At 73.7% G+C, this 18,813-nt stretch carries 14 protein-coding genes; 2 read left to right on the top strand and 12 right to left on the bottom strand.

The annotated features are described in order from the left end of the window. Positions 1–1,623: cellulase family glycosylhydrolase (locus F6X68_RS18540; protein ID WP_151455473.1), on the top strand; the 1,623-nt coding region annotated here is incomplete at its 5' end. A gap of 74 nt (positions 1,624–1,697) precedes the next feature. Here F6X68_RS18540 and F6X68_RS18535 read toward each other — a convergent pair. The 8 genes from F6X68_RS18535 to F6X68_RS18500 all read right to left on the bottom strand — a co-directional run bounded on the left by F6X68_RS18535 (position 1,698) and on the right by F6X68_RS18500 (position 10,391). Next, positions 1,698–2,972, bottom strand: coding sequence for an MFS transporter (locus F6X68_RS18535; RefSeq protein ID WP_192581455.1), 1,275 nt, complete (start codon positions 2,970–2,972; stop codon positions 1,698–1,700). Positions 2,973–3,108: 136 nt separating this feature from the next. Further along, the gene (locus F6X68_RS18530) at positions 3,109–4,260 is read right to left on the bottom strand and encodes a SagB/ThcOx family dehydrogenase (protein ID WP_151455471.1); all 1,152 of its coding nucleotides are present in this window, start codon (positions 4,258–4,260) and stop codon (positions 3,109–3,111) included. A gap of 1,043 nt (positions 4,261–5,303) precedes the next feature. After that, complete coding sequence (locus F6X68_RS18525; protein WP_151455470.1) at positions 5,304–6,602, bottom strand: SDR family oxidoreductase; 1,299 nt, start codon at positions 6,600–6,602, stop codon at positions 5,304–5,306. Between the two features lie 58 nt (positions 6,603–6,660). Next, entirely contained in the window at positions 6,661–8,214 is a 1,554-nt protein-coding gene (locus F6X68_RS18520; RefSeq protein ID WP_151455469.1) for a long-chain-fatty-acid--CoA ligase, read from the bottom strand. After that, a complete protein-coding gene (locus tag F6X68_RS18515) occupies positions 8,211–8,462 on the bottom strand; it encodes an acyl carrier protein (protein WP_151455468.1) in 252 nt (83 codons plus the stop codon). Before F6X68_RS18515 ends, F6X68_RS18520 begins: the two co-directional genes overlap by 4 nt. A 2-nt stretch (positions 8,463–8,464) precedes the next feature. Further along, positions 8,465–8,737, bottom strand: a complete 273-nt coding sequence (locus F6X68_RS18510; protein ID WP_132240601.1) for an acyl carrier protein — start codon at positions 8,735–8,737, stop codon at positions 8,465–8,467. Next, the gene (locus F6X68_RS18505) at positions 8,734–9,753 is read right to left on the bottom strand and encodes a hypothetical protein (protein WP_151455467.1); all 1,020 of its coding nucleotides are present in this window, start codon (positions 9,751–9,753) and stop codon (positions 8,734–8,736) included. The genes F6X68_RS18510 and F6X68_RS18505 overlap by 4 nt, the downstream gene beginning before the upstream one ends. Beyond that, positions 9,750–10,391 carry a hypothetical protein gene (locus F6X68_RS18500; RefSeq protein ID WP_151455466.1) on the bottom strand — a complete coding sequence of 214 codons (642 nt, stop codon included), beginning with the start codon at positions 10,389–10,391 and terminating at the stop codon, positions 9,750–9,752. Before F6X68_RS18500 ends, F6X68_RS18505 begins: the two co-directional genes overlap by 4 nt. A gap of 272 nt (positions 10,392–10,663) precedes the next feature. On the opposite strand from F6X68_RS18500, the gene F6X68_RS18495 reads away from it, so the two are divergent. Continuing rightward, entirely contained in the window at positions 10,664–11,719 is a 1,056-nt protein-coding gene (locus F6X68_RS18495; protein ID WP_151455465.1) for an NAD(P)/FAD-dependent oxidoreductase, read from the top strand. Positions 11,720–11,851: 132 nt separating this feature from the next. Here F6X68_RS18495 and F6X68_RS18490 read toward each other — a convergent pair whose 3' ends face one another. The 4 genes from F6X68_RS18490 to F6X68_RS18475 form a co-directional block, all read right to left on the bottom strand. Continuing rightward, positions 11,852–12,727: a TauD/TfdA family dioxygenase gene (locus tag F6X68_RS18490; protein WP_151455464.1), complete on the bottom strand. Its 876-nt coding sequence runs from the start codon at positions 12,725–12,727 to the stop codon at positions 11,852–11,854. A 22-nt stretch (positions 12,728–12,749) separates the two neighbouring features. Continuing rightward, entirely contained in the window at positions 12,750–13,445 is a 696-nt protein-coding gene (locus F6X68_RS18485; RefSeq protein ID WP_192581454.1) for a hypothetical protein, read from the bottom strand. Beyond that, positions 13,408–14,463, bottom strand: coding sequence for a GSCFA domain-containing protein (locus F6X68_RS18480; RefSeq protein ID WP_151455463.1), 1,056 nt, complete (start codon positions 14,461–14,463; stop codon positions 13,408–13,410). The genes F6X68_RS18485 and F6X68_RS18480 overlap by 38 nt, the downstream gene beginning before the upstream one ends. Next, a partial coding sequence (locus tag F6X68_RS18475) for an SDR family NAD(P)-dependent oxidoreductase (protein WP_151455462.1) occupies positions 14,460–18,813 on the bottom strand: 4,354 nt, incomplete at its 5' end. The genes F6X68_RS18480 and F6X68_RS18475, both read right to left, overlap by 4 nt.

The following is an 18,813-nucleotide window of genomic DNA, read 5'->3' as shown; positions in this document are numbered from 1 at the left end:
CCGCCGCCGACCGGTGACCCGATGGCCTACGTGGCCGCGATGCAGCCCGGCTGGAACCTCGGCAACACCTTCGACGCGGTCGGCAGCGACGAGACGGCCTGGGGCAACCCGCGGGTCACCCAGGCGCAGCTGGACGCCGTCCGGGCGCAGGGCTTCAACAGCATCCGGATCCCGGTCACCTGGAGCAACCACCACGGGGCCGCGCCGGCGTACACGATCGACGCGGCGTGGCTCAACCGGATCAAGGAGGTCGTCGGCTGGGCCCTGGATGACGGCTTCTACGTAATGATCAACATCCACCACGACTCGTGGCAGTGGATCAACGCGATGCCGACCGACCGGACCACCGTCCTCAACCGCTACAACGCGCTGTGGACCCAGATCGCGGCCGCGTTCCGGGACGCCTCGCCGAAGCTGCACTTCGAGAGCGTCAACGAGCCGCAGTTCGCCAACAGCTCCGGCGACCCCCAGAACGCCCAGCTGCTGCACGAGCTGAACACGTCCTTCCACCGGATCGTGCGGGCCTCCGGCGGCAACAACGCCACCCGGATGCTCGTCCTGCCCACCCTGCACACCTCGTCGGACCAGGCCCGCATCGACGAGCTGACCAGCACCTTCACCCAGCTGGGCGACCGCAACCTGATCGCCACCGTGCACTTCTACGGCTACTGGCCGTTCAGCGTGAACGTCGCCGGGGGCACCCGGTTCGACGCCACCACCCAGAAGGACCTGACCGACGCCTTCGACCGGGTGCACAACGCCTTCGTCGCCAAGGGCATCCCGGTGGTGATCGGCGAGTACGGCCTGCTCGGCTTCGACCGGCACACCGGCACCATCCAGCAGGGCGAGAAGCTGAAGTTCTTCGAGTTCCTCGGCTGGTACGCGAAGACCAGGAAGATCACCACCCAGCTCTGGGACAACGGGCAGCACTTCAACCGGCTCACGTTCCAGTGGAAGGACGCGGAGCTGTTCGCGCAGATCAAGTCGAGCTGGACCACCCGCTCCGGCACGGCCTACGCCGACCAGGTGTACGTGCCGCGTACCGGCTCGATCACTGCCAAAACGCTCGCGCTGAACCTGAACGGCACCACCTTCCAGGGGCTGTACCAGGGCAGCACCGCCCTGGCGCAGGGCACCGACTACACCGTGTCGGGCAGCCAGCTCACGCTCACCGCGAGCGCGCTGACCAGGCTGGTCGGCAGCCGGGCGTACGGCGTGAACGCCACCCTGCACGCGCGGTTCTCCGCCGGGGTCCCGTGGCGGATCAACGTGATCACGTACGACCCGCCGGTGCTGTCGAACGCGACCGGGAGCACCACCTCGTTCGCCGTGCCGACCCAGTTCCGGGGTGACCAGCTCGCCACCATGGAGGCGAAGTACGCCGACGGCAGCAACGCCGGCCCGCACAACTGGACGCCGTTCAAGGAGTTCGACGTGGCCTTCGCCCCCGACTACGCCGGCAACCGCATCACGCTGACCGAGGCCTTCTTCGCGGAGGTCAACGACGGCGCCCGGGTGACCCTGACGTTCCACTTCTGGAGCGGCACGACCGTCACCTACCACGTCACGAAGTCGGGCAGCGGCGTCACGGGCGTCACCGCCGCCGCGGCCCGGGTGGGCTGACCCGGCAGCGGTCTCCACGCGCAGCGGGCCGTGGCCGCCAGGCGGTCACGGCCCGTTCCGCGTACCCGAAGGGATCATCCGCTGCGGTCCGCGCCGCCCGCCGGCGCACCGGCGGCGTGGGCCCGGGCGGGGTCGCTGAAGGTGCTGACGCCGGGGACCAGCAGCGTGACGGCGCTGGCCGCGGCGGTCAGGGCGGCCGCCGCGACGAGGGTGGGCTGGATCCCGAACGCCGCGACCGCCGGCCCGGTGAGGGCGTACCCGACCGGCAGCAGGGCGAACGCGCTGAGCTGATCCAGGGCAAGGGTCTTGCCCAGTACCTCGGCGGGGATCTCGCGTTGCAGGGCGGAGAGCCAGGAGATGAAGTAGATCTCCACGACGAATCCGCCGAGGGCGAAGCAGAGCGCCGTGACCGGTAGCGGCAGGGCGAAGGCGAGGCTGGCGGGCAGGGCGGCGTAGGTGGTGAGGGCGAGCATGCTGACCGTGCCGGGCCGCCGGGGCCGCCACCGGCCGGCCAGCGCGATGGCCGGGAGAGCGCCGGCGGCGGCAGCGGCGAGGACGAGCCCGTAGGCGAGTTCGCCGCCGAGGCGGTCCGCGGCGATCAGCGGGAGCAGCGTCAGGCTGGGCGCGGTGCCGGCGAAGAGTTGGACCGCGACGGCAGCCATGACGGCGGCGACCCAGGGACGGCGCCGGACGGTGGCGATGCCGGCCGCGGCGTCGGCAAGGACGCTGGTCCGGGGCCGGTCACCGGCGGCGACGTCGCGTACGCCCAGCACCGCGAGGGCGCCGGTCGCGAACAGCAGGGCCGCCAGGCCCAGCGCGGCGTGGATGCCGATGGCGGTCACGATCGCGGCGCCGGCGAGCGCCCCGAGGAGGGTCGCGGAGCGCTGCACGGCGGACATCAGGGCGTTGCCGCGCTCCAGCAGGCCGGCGGGGAGCAGCGCCGGGATCAACGACCGCATGGCCGGCCGGGACAGGGACTCGGCCACGCCGGAGAGCGCGGTGACGATGCCGAGCGCGGCCAGGGGCAGGTCGTCGAGGGCGAGCAGCGTGCCGAGGACGATGGCGGTGCGCATCAGATCGGCGGTGAACAGGATCCGGGGCCGGGAGACGCGGTCGGCGAGGATACCCCCGGCGAGCAGGCAGACCACCAGGGCGATCGCCCGGCCGGCGAGGATGACGGCGATGGTGCCGGCACCGGCCCCGCGCTGTACGGCGTACAGCGCGAACGCGACCGGCAGGATCTGGTCGGCGACGGCCCCGGCGGACTGGCTGGCCCATACCCGCAGGAACCGCGGGTGCTGACTCAGCTTCTGCGCGGCGGCGGTGGCGGGGCTGGTGGGCGCGCTCATGGCGTGCGGCGCGCCCGGCGGTGGCCGGTGGCCGGCACGCCGACGACGGACGCCGGGCCGGCTGCGTGGCCGGGCGGGGCCCCGCGGCTGCCGGTGCCGGGCGCCACGATGGGGACGCCGGTGCGGCCGGTCGGGCTCATCCGAGCTGCTCCGGGCTGGCGGCGGGGTCGGCCGGTGACCGGTGGGAGCTGGCGGCCAGGCGGAACGGCGGTGGATACCCCGGCCCGGTGGGACCGGTGCCGTCGTCGGGTGCGGGATTGCCGGCGGAGAGCAGGTAGGTGGCGAACTCGTGGTCGGCATCCACGCCGAGCATCGCCTCGACGCCGCTGTCGTGGAACGCCACGGTCTGGAACGGCGCCAGGCCGAGCGCCGTGCAGGTCAGCGCGAAGGTCTGACCGTAGTGGCCGGCGTCGAACATCCACAGCCGGTAGGCCCGGGGGTGGCGGTACTTCCAGGACAGGCGGGCGGCGACGGTGGTGGTGAGGCAGGTGAAGGCCCCCTGGTAGGAGGGTTCCTGCTCGTACGCCAGGGCGGCGATGCGCTCGCGGTCGACGGTGGCGTCGAGGAGTTCGAGGCGGTGCACCTCGGGCGCGTAGTGGTAGAGGCCGGCCGGGACGCCGGTGACGTCGTAAACGGCCACGTAGCACTCGACCTCGTGCCGGCCACCGGCGGAGGCGCTGATGCGTCCCTGCTGCGGGCCGAACGCGCCGCCGTCGAGGAATCGCTGGGGCGCGAACGTGCAGGACAGGACGGTGGCGAGCGCGTCGATGCCGACCGGGGTGCCGGCGAACGCGCGGTGGGTGCGCCGGGCGGCGAAGACCTCCTCCACGGGCGTACGCAGCGGCAGGGCGCGTCGGGGAAGGTGCACGGCCGGGGCGTCCGGGTACCGCTTGAACGGCGCCGGAGGTGCGCCGTCGGCGGCGATCTGCGCGGCGGTGGCGTCGCGTTGCGGCGAATCCACGAGGTAGTTGGCGTCGCGGGCCTCGGTGTGCATGCGCGACGCGATCGGCCCCCAGTGCTGCCAGACGGGCGGGGTGCAGGCGTCGTCGGTGTCGGCGACGAGGATGCCGGCCTCGCGGAGCTTGTGGACCGCCTGGACGGCGGCGTCGGCGGCCTCGCCCCCGAACTGGGCGGCGACCTCGTCGACGTCGGTGAAGTCGTCGAGCCGCTGCAACAGGCTCAGCAGGTCGGGGGTGACCCGCAACCACCGGCGTTGACCGGGCAGGGCGACCATCAGCGCATCGCTGTCCCAGCGGCAGACGAGCTGGTCGCGGCGACGTACCCGCATTCCGGTGCCCTTTCCACGACGAAGCACGACGGACGGAGTGGTGCCGGACCCGCACGCGGGTCCGGCACCGGGCGCGTCAGACGGCGCCGTGGTTCAGCACAACTTCGTTCGTCTCGACGATCACGATGTCGAAGGCCATGGCTTGTACCTCCTCTCCGGCGCGATGGGCTCGGTGCACCCCTGGACGGGACCGTCCCCGCTGCATCCGGGACGGGCGTTCGGGGGAACCTGGGTGCCGCGGATACGCAGTCAGGATGCGGATCGGTCGGGCGGACGAGGCGGGAAAGTCGACTGCGGCGAGCGTTCGGGACCCCGAAAGAGAAATTCGGAGACATTTCCCGAGCGGTACGCCGTCATGACAACTCCCCTCATCCGTTCCCGCTTGCGGCAATAGAGAAGGTAGCGAATGCGTCGACCCCCTGCCAAGGGGTCGGCGGTCTTTCTCGGGCCGTCTTACAGCGAGAGTCAATGGAGATGCGAGGCGACCGCCAGGGCCGGCGACGGCCGGGGCGCCGGGTGCCTGGTCGCCGCCACGACGGGGCGGCTGAGTCGGCGGTCAGGGTGCCGGGAGCTGGCGTGCCGGCCAGCGGCTCGGCGCGGGCGTTCGCGCAGGTGGAGCCCTTGTATCGGCCGACCCCGCACCCGCTGGCGAGCGCTCGCCGGGCGTCCCGGGTGGTGGTGGCCGGCCCTTGGCCGGGTTCGGCGCGCCACCGCGCAGACGGGTGGTCCGGTGCTCCTCAGCGGCGTTGGGGCTAATCGGGTGTCCCCGGACAGGCAATGTCGTCGGGCGGTGAGGAATTCCCTCCCGATGGGTCGCGGGTGGGGAATTCGTGCGCGTGCTGGTGTATCGCCTCGGCGGGCCTTGGCCATTGGTCTCCAGGCATTCCTGCCCGCGACTCTGCGGCCGGTCAACGCATTCGGATGCGTCAAAGCCTCAGGGGCGGCCGATTAGCCGGCCCGCCAGCCCGCCGACGCGCCGACGCCGGCCGACCTGGCACGGGTACCAGGTCGGCCGGCGTCGCTGTCGCGCGAGGAGAGGAGGGTCAGACGGCCCCGACGGCCACCGGCTCGGCGGCGGGGGCCGGAGGGGGAACCGGCGCGGCAACGGCGACGGGAGCCACCGCCTCCTCGGGCAGGTACCTGCCGAGCTTGCGGATCCGCCTGGCGTTGTTGACCAGGACGTCGATCGGCGGCAGGTCGGTGTCGAGCCGTACGGCCGTCGGGTTGGCGGCGGCGTGGTGGATGTTGCTCAGCAGCGTGTGGAACGACCGCGGGAACAGCGAGCGTACGAACTTGGACTGCTGCCGGCCGCGCTTGATGCTGGTGATCGGCTTCGACCAGTCGATCTGACTGGGCCGGAACCGGTGCTGCCGCATCAGTTCGCGCCGGAACTCCTGCCACGACACCAGCTTCAGGTCGAACCGCTCGGCGATCTCGCGGGTGGTCGCCGGAGTCACCGGGTAGCTGATCGGCCGCGGCGTTTCCGACAACGCGTTGTCCACGACCGACCGGGCCAGCACGTCGCCGGCGACGATCGGGCTGGTGACCTCCGAGTCCCAGATCAGGCCCAGCTGGAGCATGTGCGAGATCATGTTCCAGAACGAGTACTCCATGCCGGGGTCCTTGAACCCGGTGGGCGCGCCGCCCAACGCGAACGGCGCCTGGTAGATGTGGATGGGCACGCCGTCACGGTTCGCCCGCAGGCTGAGGTGCTTGACGACCCACTTCATCCTGCTGTAGCCGGTGTAGAAGAAGCTGTTGCGGTAGAAGTCGCGCCGCTGCTGGTAGACCTCGCTGCCGACCGAGCCGATGACGTGCAGCGTCTTGAACCGCTCCTGCAGGCAGAACTCCGCGAGCCGGAGCGTCGGCAGGACCTTCTCCTCGCGGTACCGGGCGTAGGGGTAGTCGTGGGTCGTCGCCCCCGCGGCGTCGATGACCACGTCGACCTCGGTGAGCAGCTCGTGGTGGGCGGCGGGGTCGAGCCCCATCGCCGGCTCCAGGTAGCTGCCCTCCAGGACCGACAGCTTCCCGGTGTCGGGCAGCTCCATCTTGTACTTGCGCAGCTGCCGGGCGATGCGGTCCTCGCCGGACTTGTCGCCCTTGCGGCGCACCAGGGCGTAGACCGTCGCCACCCGGGCGTCGCCGAGGAGCTCACGCAGCATGTGCATGCCGACGTATCCGTTCGCGCCCAGCAGGAGCACGTTCTTCGGCTCGTCGGCGCCGCGTCGGGGAAGACGGCCCGCTACCGCTCGCGGGTCCTCCGAGTAGCCGAGCGAGATCCGGTTGGGGCTGCCTGTCGACAGCGCGATCCGGTCGCTGTTGTGGCGCAGGAAAATGTGCATCGATCCGCCTTTGCACGAAGGGTGGGTGTTGGGGGCCGGACGGGGACCGCGTCGGCTGTCAGGCCACGCGCCGGTCGAGGTGCTGCCAGAACCTCTCGCGCAGCTCCCGCCGGAGGAGTTTTCCGCTGGGGTTGCGGGGCAACTGGTCGACGAACTCGAAGCTCGCCGGGATCTTGAAGTCGGCGATCCGCCCCCGCAGGAACGGGGTGAGATCGCGGGCGGTCGCGGGCTGGTCGGGGTGGGTCACCACGAAGCAGTGCACGACCTCGCCCCAGTGCTCGTGCGGCACGGCGACGGCGGCGGCCTCGACCACCCCCGGGTACGCGCAGACCGCGTTCTCGATCTCCGCCGGGTAGACGTTCTCGCCGGCCACGATGATCGTGTCCTTGATCCGGTCGCGTACGAAGAGGAAGCCCTCGTCGTCGAGGTAGCCAGCGTCGCCGGTGTGCAGCCAGCCGTCGACCAGGGTCGCGGCGGTGGCTTCGGGCAGGCCCCGGTACTCGATCATCCGCGCCGGGGTCGACAGGCAGATCTCGCCGACCTCGAACGGCGGCAGCACGCGGCCCGTACCATCGATGATCTTCACGGCGAAGCCCGGGTACGGCCGGCCGGCCGCCTGCATGCGCGGCCCGCCGACGACGTGCTCCGACGGCGGCAGGCAGACGGCGGTGTTGCCGCTCTCGGACAGGCCGTAGATCTGCGCGAACTCGCAGTCGAACATCTCGATGCTGCGGCCGAGCAACGCCTCGGAGATCGGCGACCCGCCGTAGACGATCTTCCGCAGCGAGACGAAGTCCTCCCGCTTCGGCCGGGGCGGCGCGAGCATCATCTGCAACTGGGCCGGCACGACACACGCCGTGGTGACGCCGTGGCGGCGGATGAGGCGGACCGCCTCGTGCCCGGCGAACACCCGGACCGACACGTTGGTGATGCCGGCGCTGAACCCCTGGATCGACCACCAGAGTCCACCGATGTGAAACCCCGGGATGCCGATCAGGCTCACGTCGTCCGGCCGCCAGTCGATCCAGTCCAGGCCCTCGGAGGCGAGCGCGTCCCGCACCGCGAAGAAGCTGCGGTGGGCCAGCACGACACCCTTGGGGTTGCCGGTCGTGCCGCTGGTGTACACCTGGGCCAGGGGTTGCTCCTCGGTCCAGGACGGGTCCAGGTCGGCGTCCTCGTCGGCCTGCCAACCGGTGAAGCCGGCCAGCGACACGACCTCGCGCAGCTCGGGCAGGTCCGGCCGCAGCGCGTCGACGGTGTCCAGGAGATCCTCGTCGCAGAAGAGGACCGTGCTGCCGGAGTCGCGCATGATGTGCCGGATCTCGCCGGCGCGCAGCCGCCAGTTGATGGGGACCAGCACGGTGCCGGTCTTGGCACAGGCGAACAGGACGTCGTAGTAGTGCTCGGACTCCTTGCCCAGGTAGGCGACGCGGTGCCCGGCCGTGACCCCGGCGCGCCGCAGGGCGTGCGCCGTCCGGTTGCTCGACCGGTGCAGCTGCGCGTAGCTGACCGTACGGTCCTCGCAGTGCACCGCCGGATGGTCGGGCCGCTGCCCGGCGTGGAAGGCGACGACGTCGTGCACCGTGCGCAACTGCGGGTGGTACGCCGTCATCGGGCCGTCCCGTCCGGGACCGCCAGCGTCTCCTCGAGGTACTGCACGATCGCCGGGCCGGACGCGAGGGCCGGCAGCAGGTTCGGGTCGATCTCGATGCCGAACGCGTTCTCGAGCGCCATCATGAGCTGGATCTGGCGCAGCGAGGTCCAGCCCGGGACGGTGTCCGGGTCCAGGCGCTCGGGCAGCTCGTCCGGTGCGACACCGAACACCGAGCCGACGACCTCGCGGACGCGGGTCTCCAACATTGCTACTCCTTGGGTGTCGCGCCGGGGCCCTGCCCCGGGGTGAAGAAACGTCGCGTGATCCGGGAGATGGTGCGGAAGTCGTCCGTGCTCACCTCGTCGAGGGAGATCTCCGTGCCCAGCTCCGCCTCGATCAGGTAGAGCAGCTCGACGAAGTGCATCGAGTTCAGGACGCCCGTGTCCACGAGGTCGTCGTCGAGCCCGACCGAGTCGATGTCCGGACATCTGGCGCGCAGGAACGTGGTGAGGAACTCCGGAACGGTCTCGGTCGTACTCATGACCCCTCCTGGGGGCGTGTCGGTGCGGGGAGGATCTTCGTGGTGAGCCGGGCAGCCGACGGTTCGTCGGCGCACCGGTGTTCGGCCACGGCCCGTCCCGTGGAGAGGCCCGTCGGGATGAGCCGGTTGGTGCGCAGCGCGACGGCCGGATCGCGCAGCAGCGGGTTGGTGTCGCGCACGGTGGCGGAGAACAGCGCGAAGACCGGGTCGATGACCTTGGTCGCCCCGTCGGCGTCCTCGACCTCGACCCAGGCGTGGACCAGGTCGAGCATGCCGACGACCCAGCCGATCCGGGTGACCGCCGGGATGCCGGCCCGGTGGCAGAGCTGGGCCAGGTACCGGCTCGCCGAGTCGCAGCTCGCCACGCCGTGCGTGGTCACCAGGTCCACGTCGTTCTGCAGGGCCTCGGGCAGCTTGACCCAGCGCAGGTCCATGGCGGCGAACTCGGCGGCGATCGCCCGCAGCTCCGGGGAGCGCAGCTCGGCCCGCTCGCCCGTCGTGTGGACGGTGGCGGTGACGGCGAGCTGCGACGCCGTACGGGTGACGGTGTCGCCGCGCTCGGCGCTCGGTCCGGCGCCGCCGTCGGCGGGTTCGACCGTCAGGTCGTGCACCGCGCCGCCGCAGCGTTCGGGGCGCGGCAACGCCAGCGTGCTGGTCGGCTGCGGGCCGCACGCGTCGGCGGCACACGCGATCCGCAGCGCGAACCGGGAGGCGCGGGGCGCGAGCAGCTCCTCGGTCGACGAGCGCATCCACCGCAGCGAGTAGGCGAAGGCCTGCTCCGGCACGGTCGTGCCGGTGCCCGAGTACAGCGCCAGGTTGAACAGGTCGCGCGAGTCGAAACGCTCCTCGCCCGGGTCACCACTGGCGGGCAGCCCGCGGTCGAGCAACGTGGAGAGCGTGTGGTCGTCGCAGCCGAGGACCTGTCTCGCCGAGGCGCGGTCGACGTCGCCGAGCCGGTGCTCCGGCGGGACCGCGAAGAGCGTGTCCAGCCCCCGGGCCAGTCCGGGGGCCGTCATGACCGCCCCGGGTTGTCGCGCCACATCGTCTTGATGACGCTTCCGGTGCTCAGCACGTACTCGTCCACGGACGTCCAGCCGAGCATCTCGTTGATCTGCACCTGCTCCGGGCCGGCCGAGGTCTCCAGGTAGCCCGGCAGGCCGAGGGCCTCGGCCCGCGCCTGGCCGGCGCGCATCAGGACGTAGCCGACGCCGACGGAGTCGACCCGCCGGCCGAGCACCGCGAACCACACGTGCGGGCTGCTGGGGCGCATCCGGTCGAGCGCGTTGGAGATCCGCACCGCCTCCATCACGGCCCGCGGCCCGGCCAGCAGGCACGCCACCGAGCGCAGCGCCCACCCCCACCACGGCGTCGTGCGCTCGTCGCCGTAGAGGACGAGGATCCCGTCGAGCCGGTCGGCCCGGTACGCGGCGAGGGTGATGCCCGAGCTCATCAGCTGGGCGATCACCAGCTCGGCCAGGTACAGCGCGGTCAGCGCGGACATGCGCTGCCACCGGGGGAGCGAGCCGGCGGCGGCCCAGATGGCGCCGTTCTCGTACGCCTGGGCGAGCAGCCGGGAGCCCGCCCACAGCTGTCGCCACCCGAGGTCCCGGACCTCGAGCCTGGGCTCCGGGCGCGCGATTGTTCGACTGTTCACATTTCACCCCACGTCCAGACGGGAGCCCGCTGACCTGGGTGAATTTAATGGTCTTGGGTAATCGGCCAGTAATAACAAGATCCCTCCGACGGTGTGCGCCGTTGCGGCGACCTCGGGGGCCGTCGCGCGACGCCGGCCTCGTCGCCCACGAGGACCGCGCGCCTCGCCGGGCTGCTCCCTTCCCCGGGTCGGGTCCGGATGCGAGACTGAGTCGTGTCGCGTGACGACCTCGGGAGCCCGCCGGAGCACCACCGCGCCGAGCCGGTGCCGGCGTGATCAGCGGCCACTGGGAGGTCGTCGTGGTCGGCGGCCGGATCGCCGGAGCGTGCACCGCCTGGGCCCTCGCGCCGTACGCGGAGCGGGTCCTCGTCCTCGACGCCTCGCGGCCCACCGCGTTCTGGCCGCAGCAGTCCACCTGGGACCGCTCCGGCAACCTCGCCTGGGCCGAGCTCGGTCTACTGGAGACGGTCCTGGCCTGCGGCGCCCCGCGCACTTACGGCGACACCCAGCGCATCGGCGAGGACGTGGTCGAGCGGGTCTACCCGCGCGAGGACGCCCACTCGTTCCGGATGAGCGTGCCCCGCGAGGTGCTGGACCCGGCGCTGCTGGCCGCGGCGCGCGGCCGGGGCAACGTCACCGTGCGGCGCCCGGCCCGGGTGCGGGACCTCACAGTCGACGCGGGCAGGGTGCGCGGCGTGACCGTCCGGCACGGTGCCGTCGACAGCGAGGTCACCTGCGACCTGCTGGTGCTGGCGGACGGCCGGCTGTCGCGCAACGCGGAGCGCGTGGGGGCGGACGCCTACCGGGTGGTCGAGTCACCGTGGTTCGCGCTGCTGGCCTACTACGAGAACCTGCCGCTGCCCACCGACCGCTCCTACTTCTCGTTGCAGGACCGCAGCGTCCTCATCTCGACGCCCTGCGGCGACAAGCAGTGGTGCGTCGCGGTGGACCTGCACCAGAGCCTGATCGACGAGACCGGCCGGCACCCGGCGCGCTCGTACGAGCGGATGGTGCGCGACGACCCGTATCTCGGCCCGGCCGTCGCCGTCGGGCGCCGCACCACCTCGATCGGCGGCGCCGGGCGGATGCGCATGCTGCGCCGGCCGATGAGCGGGCCCGGCTGGTGCCTGGTCGGCGACGCCGGCTACCACCTGGACCCGGTCACCGCCCAGGGCACCCGGGCCGCCGTGGTCACGGCCCGGATCCTGCGGGACCGCGTCGCGGGCGCCGGCCGCGTCGCGGGCGCGGACCTGACCGGCCTGACCGGCGAACGCGACGCCGCCCTCGACGACGACTGGGACTACACGGAGCAGATCGTGCGCGGCTGACCGACGCCACCACCGGCCCACGCCCACCACCGGCCGCGCCGCCACCGGCCGACGCCCTCCACCGGTCGACGCGCCCTCCACCGGCCGGCGAGCGGATCCGCCGCCGAGTCAGCGCGGGGTCGGCCCGACCGGCTACGCCACCGGCCGGCTGCCGTTGATGGTCACCCGCTGGCCGTAGCGGGAGTGCGGGTAGTAGTCCCAGACGGCGTGGTGCTGGGTGCAGCGGTTGTCCCAGAACACCAGCGTGTTCGGCGTCCAGCGCACCCGGCAGTTCAGGATCGGCTGCTGAGCGACCCAGCCGAAGAGCATGTCCAGCAGCGCCCGGCTCTCGTGGCGGGAGAGCTGCACGATGTGCGAGGTGAAGCCGGCGTTGACGAAGAGCAGCTTGCGGCCGGTCTCCGGGTGGCGTACGACGACCGGGTGCTCGCTCTTCGGCACGACGTACTCCGGCGGCGGGGTGTGGCCCTGCCACGGGATCAGGCCGTCGTGGATCGCGGTCAGCCCGTCGAGGAAGGCCCGCATCGGCGGGGAGAGCATCTCGTACGCCAGGTGCATGTTCGCCCAGAGGGTGTCGCCGCCGACGCCGATCTCCGGCGTCCTGGTGACGTAGAGCATCGAGCCCAGCGACGGCTCGGCCTCGGCGGTGCCGTCGGTGTGCCAGTCCTCGCCGGCCACGAACCGCGAGTCCCGGCCGGCGCTGATCTCGAGGACGGCGGGGTCGCCGCCGTCGAGGTCGGCGAGGGGCTGCCGGCGCAACTCGCCGAACAGGCCGGCGAAGCGCTTGTGGTCCTCGGCGGAGAGCACCTGGTCGCGGAAGACCAGCACATGGTGGGCGAGGAAGGCGCGCCTGACCTCGGCCAGTTGCCCGTCCGACAGCTCGGTGGCGAGGTCGAGGCCGGAGACCTCCGCGCCGATGACCGGAGAGATCGGTCGGACGGTGATGGTGTCGTAGCGCTCCGGCGGGCGGGTCGTCGCCCGCTCGACGGCGGCAAGGACGTGCTCTTCCATTCGTTCCCTCCTGGGTTCGGTGTCACAGCCCCCGGGCCAGCAGGTCGGCCACGATCAGCCGGCCGAAGGCGAGGTTGCCGTGGATCGGGTCGTCCGGCTCGCAGAACGCGGCCCGCTGCCGGCCCGCGCCGTCGGTGACCCGGGCCCGCAGGTCCACGATCTCCACGCCGAGCGCGACGAGCGCGCGGCGGACCGTCTCCTGGGCCGCCATGAACACCAGCGGGTCGGACATTCCCGGCACCCGCTGTGGCGGCAGCACCGCGAGGACGCGCAGCCCCAGGTCGAGGGCGTGGCGGTAGAAGGCCAGCGCGTCGCGGGCCATGGCGCGCACGATGTCGTCGAAGAGCCCGCCGGCGAGGAAGCCCGCCGGGAAGGCGCCGTCGCCCGCCCGGTAGATCCGCCAGTTCTCGGTGGTGGCGAAGAAGTGGGCGCTGAGCCCGAACGTCGAGACCAGCGGGACGGCGAGCTGCCCGACGTCGGCCACGCCCAGCTCGGCCAGGAAGCCGCGGTGGCGTTCCTGCACGGCGGCGTCCCGGAACACCAGGCCGTCGTCGCGGACGTCGAAGAAGCCGACGTTGAAGTCGCGCCCCGAGCCGACCGGCCCGCCGACGAAGGGCACCCCGGCCGCCGTGGCCGCGCGGGCGATCGGCCCGGCGTGCGAGTCGCCCAGCAACAGGAACCTAGCCGGCGCGGTAGTGGTCGAGGACGGCGTCGTCACAGTAGAGGTCACCTCCGTCGGCGGCGTCGGCGCGAGCGTCGGACGCCGTGGCGGTCGGACCCGCCGACCTGTCGCGTTCGAGGGCGTCGAAGAAGTGGCGCATGACGAAGGCGACCCCCGTCGGCGTCACGGCGCGCAGGTTCGGCGCGAAGAAGACCCCCCGGAACGGGAAACTGGTGATCAGCTCGTACGAGGGGAAGTAGTCGACGTGCTCGTGCTCCTGGGCCAGCTGGCCCGCCGCGGCCCGCAGCACCGACTTGGAGTACGTGGTGGCGGTCAACGCGTGCGCCCCGGTCGCCGTCGCGGTGAGCGGCACCGGCGACACGGTCAGCAGGACGGTCAGCCGGGGGTTGGCGGCGCGCAGCAGCGCGACGACGGCGGCGAGGTCCCGGTGCACCTCGGCCACGGTGAAGTTGTGGAAGACGTGCCGCCCGGCGTCGAAGGTGCCCCGGACGGTGCCGGGGCAGACCGGGTGGACGGTGCCGGTGACCGTGTCGCGCCAGGCCTCGGTCAGGCCGAGGGTGAAGATGAGACAGCCCGCCTCGGCGACCGCCCCCCGCATCGCCGCCAGGGTGGACCGGCGGGCGGCCAGGGTCGCCTCCGCCGAGTCGTACCCGTCGGGTTCGACCGACGGGCGGTACGGGTCGAAGAACCGGTCGCCCTCGCGCCAGACCTCGTCGGGCCCGGGGTCGTCCGTCAGCGCCCAGGTCAGCCACTGCCGCAGGGTGGCGGCGGTGTAGATGGTGCCCGTGCGGAAGGAGAACGCGCCGTAGTGGCGGGCCCGGCGCTCGGCCTCGGTCAGCCCCGGCGGGGGCAGCTCGACCTCATGCCAGTTCATCCCCTCGTCGCGCAGGGCGGGACCGAGGTGGCGGGCGAAGCAGGAACCGGCGGTGAGGACCGGATCGTCCGGGTCGAGGCCGAACTTCGGCGTCCACACCTCGCCGATGTCCCGCATCTCCGGCTCGGCCACGGCGGTGCGCCAGAACGACCGCGACGGCAACGACTGGTACGGATTCATCGCGCCGCCCTCGGGTCGCTGGCCAACTCCGCCTCGTTGATGGCCCCGGCCACCATGTCCACGTGCGGCGCCTCGACGATGCCGTAGTGGGTGGTGTCGACGAGGTGCCAGGCGAGCCCGGTCAGGTGCCCCCGCCACGTGCGGGCCTGCTCCTGGGGCGCGCCGAGCGCCGGCAGCCCGGCCGTCGGGCGGCCCGCGAGCCAGAGCCGCCCGGGCGTCCCGGCCAGCCGGGGCAGGGTGTGCTGGGCCATGCTCGCCAGGTTGGCCCGGCAGCAGCGCGCCAGCGCGTCCGCGTACGCCGTCGCCGCGGTGTTCGCGCCGGTCGCCGCCCCCAGCTCGTGGGCGAAGAGCGCGGCGAGCCGCTCCTCGTCGTACGCCTCGAAGGCCGGCGCGGCGTCCGGCGGCGGCGGGTCGAGCAGGTACAGCTCGTCCGCCGGCTGGCCGGCCGCCTCGGCCTCCGCCGCCATCCCGAGCGCCACCCAGGCGCCGAACGACCACCCGGCGAGCCGCCAGCGCCACTCGTCGCGGGGGAAGCGGTCCCGCAGCGCGGCGTGGTAGCGCGCGGCCCGCTCCGCCAGCGACCAGGCCGGCTGCCCGGGGCTCACCAGCGCGGGATCGGCGATGACGCAGACCGTGAGCTCCGGATCGAGCGCCGACACCAGCGGCCGGTACGCCTGGACGTCGCCGCCGACCGGATGGACCAGGCAGAGCACCGCACGCCCCCGGCCCGCCTGCCAGACCTCCACCGCCACGGCGGGGTCGGCGGGGTCGGCGGCGCGGACCGGCTCGCCGAGGAGCCTCAGCACCTCGGCCAGGCTCACCCGGTGGCTCAGCTGGGACAGGCCGAGGCTGACGCCGAAGCGCTCCTTGACCCGGTCGATCAGGTCCAGCAGCAGCAGCGAGTCGGCCCCCAGGTCGTAGAGGGACGCGGCCGGGTCGAGCGCGTCGACGCCCAGCCAGTCGCAGAGCCACTCGCCGACCTGCTCGGCGGCCGACCGGGGCAGTACGGCGGGTGTCGCGTCCGCCGGGCCGGCCAGTGGCGCGTAGAACTCCCGCGCCCGGTCCAGCGCGGTGGTGCAGACGAGCAGCTGCGGCAGCCGCAGCCGCAGGGCCTGCGCGAAGAGCCGGCGCCCCTCGTCCACGGAGAGGCCGACCGCCAGGTGCGCCCGGTGCCGGGCGTCGGTGGGCAGGGCGTCCCGGGCCAGGCCCACCTCGCTCCAGACGTCCCAGCCCATAGAGATCCGCAGCGTGGTGTCGGCCCCGTCCGCCCGGTGCCGGGCGAAGCCGTCGAGCAGCCCGTTGGTGGCGGCGTAGTCGAGCTGGCCGACGCCGCCGAGCTGCGCCGACATCGACGAGCAGTAGACGACGAACGACGGCCGGTGGCGCGCGACCAGCCGCTCCACGAGCAGCGCGCCGTGCGTCCTGCCGGCCGTGGCCCGCCGCATCGCGGCCGCGTCCCGCCGGCCGATCAGCCCGCCGGCCGCGATCCCCGCGGCGTGGACCACCCCGTCGACCCGTCGGGTCCGGGCGTCGAGCCGGGCCAGCAGTTCGTCGGGTCCGGCCTCGGCCAGGTCGCCCTCGACGAGGTCGACGCGGTCGGCCCAGCGCGCCAACCCGGCCGGCAGCGGCCCGCGCCGCGCCAGCAGGACCACCCGGCAGTCGCCCTGCTCCAGCAGCCAGGCGGCGATGCTCCGCCCGATGCCGCCGGTGCCGCCGAGGACCACGTACACGGCCGGTCCGGCCGGCAGCGCGCGCGTGGCGGGCACCGCCGGCAGCGGATGCGTGGCCGGCGCGGCCGGCGGGCGGACCGGCAGCAGCGCCTGCTCCCACCAGTAACTCCCGCGCAGCGCGAGTCGGCGGGGTGGTGTCTCCTCCGCCAGCAGCGCCGCGAGCGCCGGCGCCCAGTCGGCCGGATCGGGGCCCGGCAGGTCCACCCAGTGGCTCGCGACGTCGCCCTCCTGGGGTGCGACCTCGCAGACCCCGGCGAGCAGGCCCAGCTCCGGCCGGCGTACGTCGTCGTGCACGGGTTGCGCCTGCTGCGACAGCCACCAGGCCCGCAGCCGGGGCCGGCGGGGCAGCGCGGCGACGGCTGCCAGCAGCGCCGCCGGGGTGTCGACGCAGGCCCGGTACGAGTGGGCGAGCGCGTCCGCGCCGACCGGCCCGTCGACGGCCAGCGGCAGCGCGTGGAGCCAGTCGACACCGCCGTGCCCGGGCGCGGCCGGCGAGCCGGCGTCGGCACCGGTCAGCGCGTCGAGCAGTCGGCCCAGCGACCCGGGATCGGCCGGGTCGGCCTGGTAGCTGTCCGGTCCGAGCCGGGCGAAGCCGTCCGCGGCGGTGACGGCGACCACCCGGGCGTGGGACGCCGCGAAGGCGCGGAGCGCGGCCGGCGGCGGTGGTTCCGCGGCCATGACCACGAGCGTCTCCGGGCGGCGGGCACCGGGGTCGGCCCCCGCGTGCCGCCAGCGCACCCAGTGCGGCTGGTGCAACCACTCGGCCTCGGGCAGCCGCGCCGGCCACGGCTGATCGGCTGGCGCCGCCCCGGCAGCCGCCGGCACCCCGGGCGACGCCGCCCCGGGCGACGCCACCCCGGCTGACGCCGCCCCGGCTGACGCCGCCCCGGTGGGCGGTGCCGTCCCGGCCGGCGGTGCCGACCCGGCCGGCGGGGCGGCGCGGGCGAACTCGTGGTCGACGAGAACGAACGCCGGCGGGGGGAAGTCCCAGGGCGGCTGCGCCGGCCCGGCCGGCCACCGGACCGGCCGACCGGCCAGCCAGGCGGCGACGAGGTCGGCCGCCGGTGGCGTACCGGCCGGGCCGGTGACCGCGACGGGCGCCGCCTCGACGGGGGTGACCTCGACGGCGGTCGCGGTGCGCAGCCAGGCCACGGCGGCGGCCGCGTCGGCGCAGACGGCCGCCGCCCGCCACCGGCCCGGCGTGCGGCCCGCCTGGAGGTGGCGCAGCACCCGGTGGTAGGCCTCGGGCCGGGCCGCCAGGTAGTCGGCGATGCGGTCGGCGTCGGCGCGCAGGCCGGCCGCGCTGCCGCTGGCGAGCAGCACCACCGGTACGCCGGGGCCCGGCGGAGTCTCCGGGCCGGCGCCGACCGGACCGACCGCCTCGCAGACCAGGTGGGCGTTGGTGCCGCCGATGCCGAAGCTGCTCACCCCCGCCACGCGTGGCCGGTCGACGGGCCAGGGCCGGGCCTTCGTGGGGACGTGGAACGGGGCCGGATCGGGGCCCAGCCGTGGATTGAGGCGACGGAAGTCGACGTTCGGCGGGATCAGCCCGTGGTGCACGGCCAGCACGGCGCGGACCAGACCGACCACCCCGGCCGCCGCGCCGAGATGACCGATCTGGCTCTTCACCGAGGCCAGCGCGACGCGACCGGACCCGGCCAGGTCGAACGCCTGGCGTAGCGCCGCCACCTCCACCGGATCGCCCAGCTCCGTGCCGGTGCCGTGCGCCTCCACGTAGCCCACGTCGCCGCTGGTACGCCCGCTGCGGCGCAGCGCGGTACGGATCACCTCACGCTGGCCGGCGACCGACGGCGCGGCGTAACCGATCTTCTCCGCGCCGTCGTTGTTGACGGCCGACCCGGTGATCACGGCGTAGACGGTGTCGCCGTCGCGCCGGGCCAGCCGCAGGGGCTTGAGCACGACCACGCCCACCCCGCTGGCGCCGACGGTGCCGCTGGCGTCGTCGCTGAACGGCCGGCAGTGCCCGTCGGGGGAGAAGATGTGCTGCGGCTGGTAGCGGTAGCCGGCCGTCAGCAGCGGGTCCACCAGCACGCCGCCGACCAGCATCACGTCGCTGTCGCCCTGGCGCAGCAGCCCGGCCGCGACGTGGACCGCCACCAGCGAGCTGGCGCAGGCCGCCTGCACGGTGAAGGCCGGACCGGTCAGCCGCAGGTGGTAGGCGACCTTCGTGGCCAGGAAGTCCTTCTCGTGGTGCAGCGCCAACTGGAATGAGTCCGGCAGCCGCGCCGGATCGGCTTCGCGCAGCATCGTCTGGAAGTACGTGTTCTCGCCGCAGCTGGCGAGCAGGCCGACCCGCTGCCCGGCGGGATCGGCGATGCCGGCGTGCGCCAACGCCTCGACGCAGCTCATCAGCAGGTGCCGCTGCTGCGGATCCATCAGCCGCGCCTCCTGGCGGCTGATGCCGAAGTGCCCCAGGTCGAACCCGAGCACCCCGGCCAGCTGGCTGCGGGCGCCGACCAGGCCGTCGGCGGCGTCGAAGTGCTCGATGCCCCGGTCGCCGGCCTCCACCATCGCCCAGAAGGCGGCCAGGTCGGCCGCGCCGGGCAGCCGGACGGCCATCCCGACCACGGCGACCGGCTCGTCCGCCGGGCCGGCGACG

The sequence above is a fragment of the Micromonospora sp. AMSO12t genome, from assembly GCF_008806585.1.
Taxonomy (GTDB): domain Bacteria; phylum Actinomycetota; class Actinomycetes; order Mycobacteriales; family Micromonosporaceae; genus Micromonospora; species Micromonospora reichwaldensis.
This window is presented reverse-complemented; position numbering and strand designations above follow the sequence as displayed.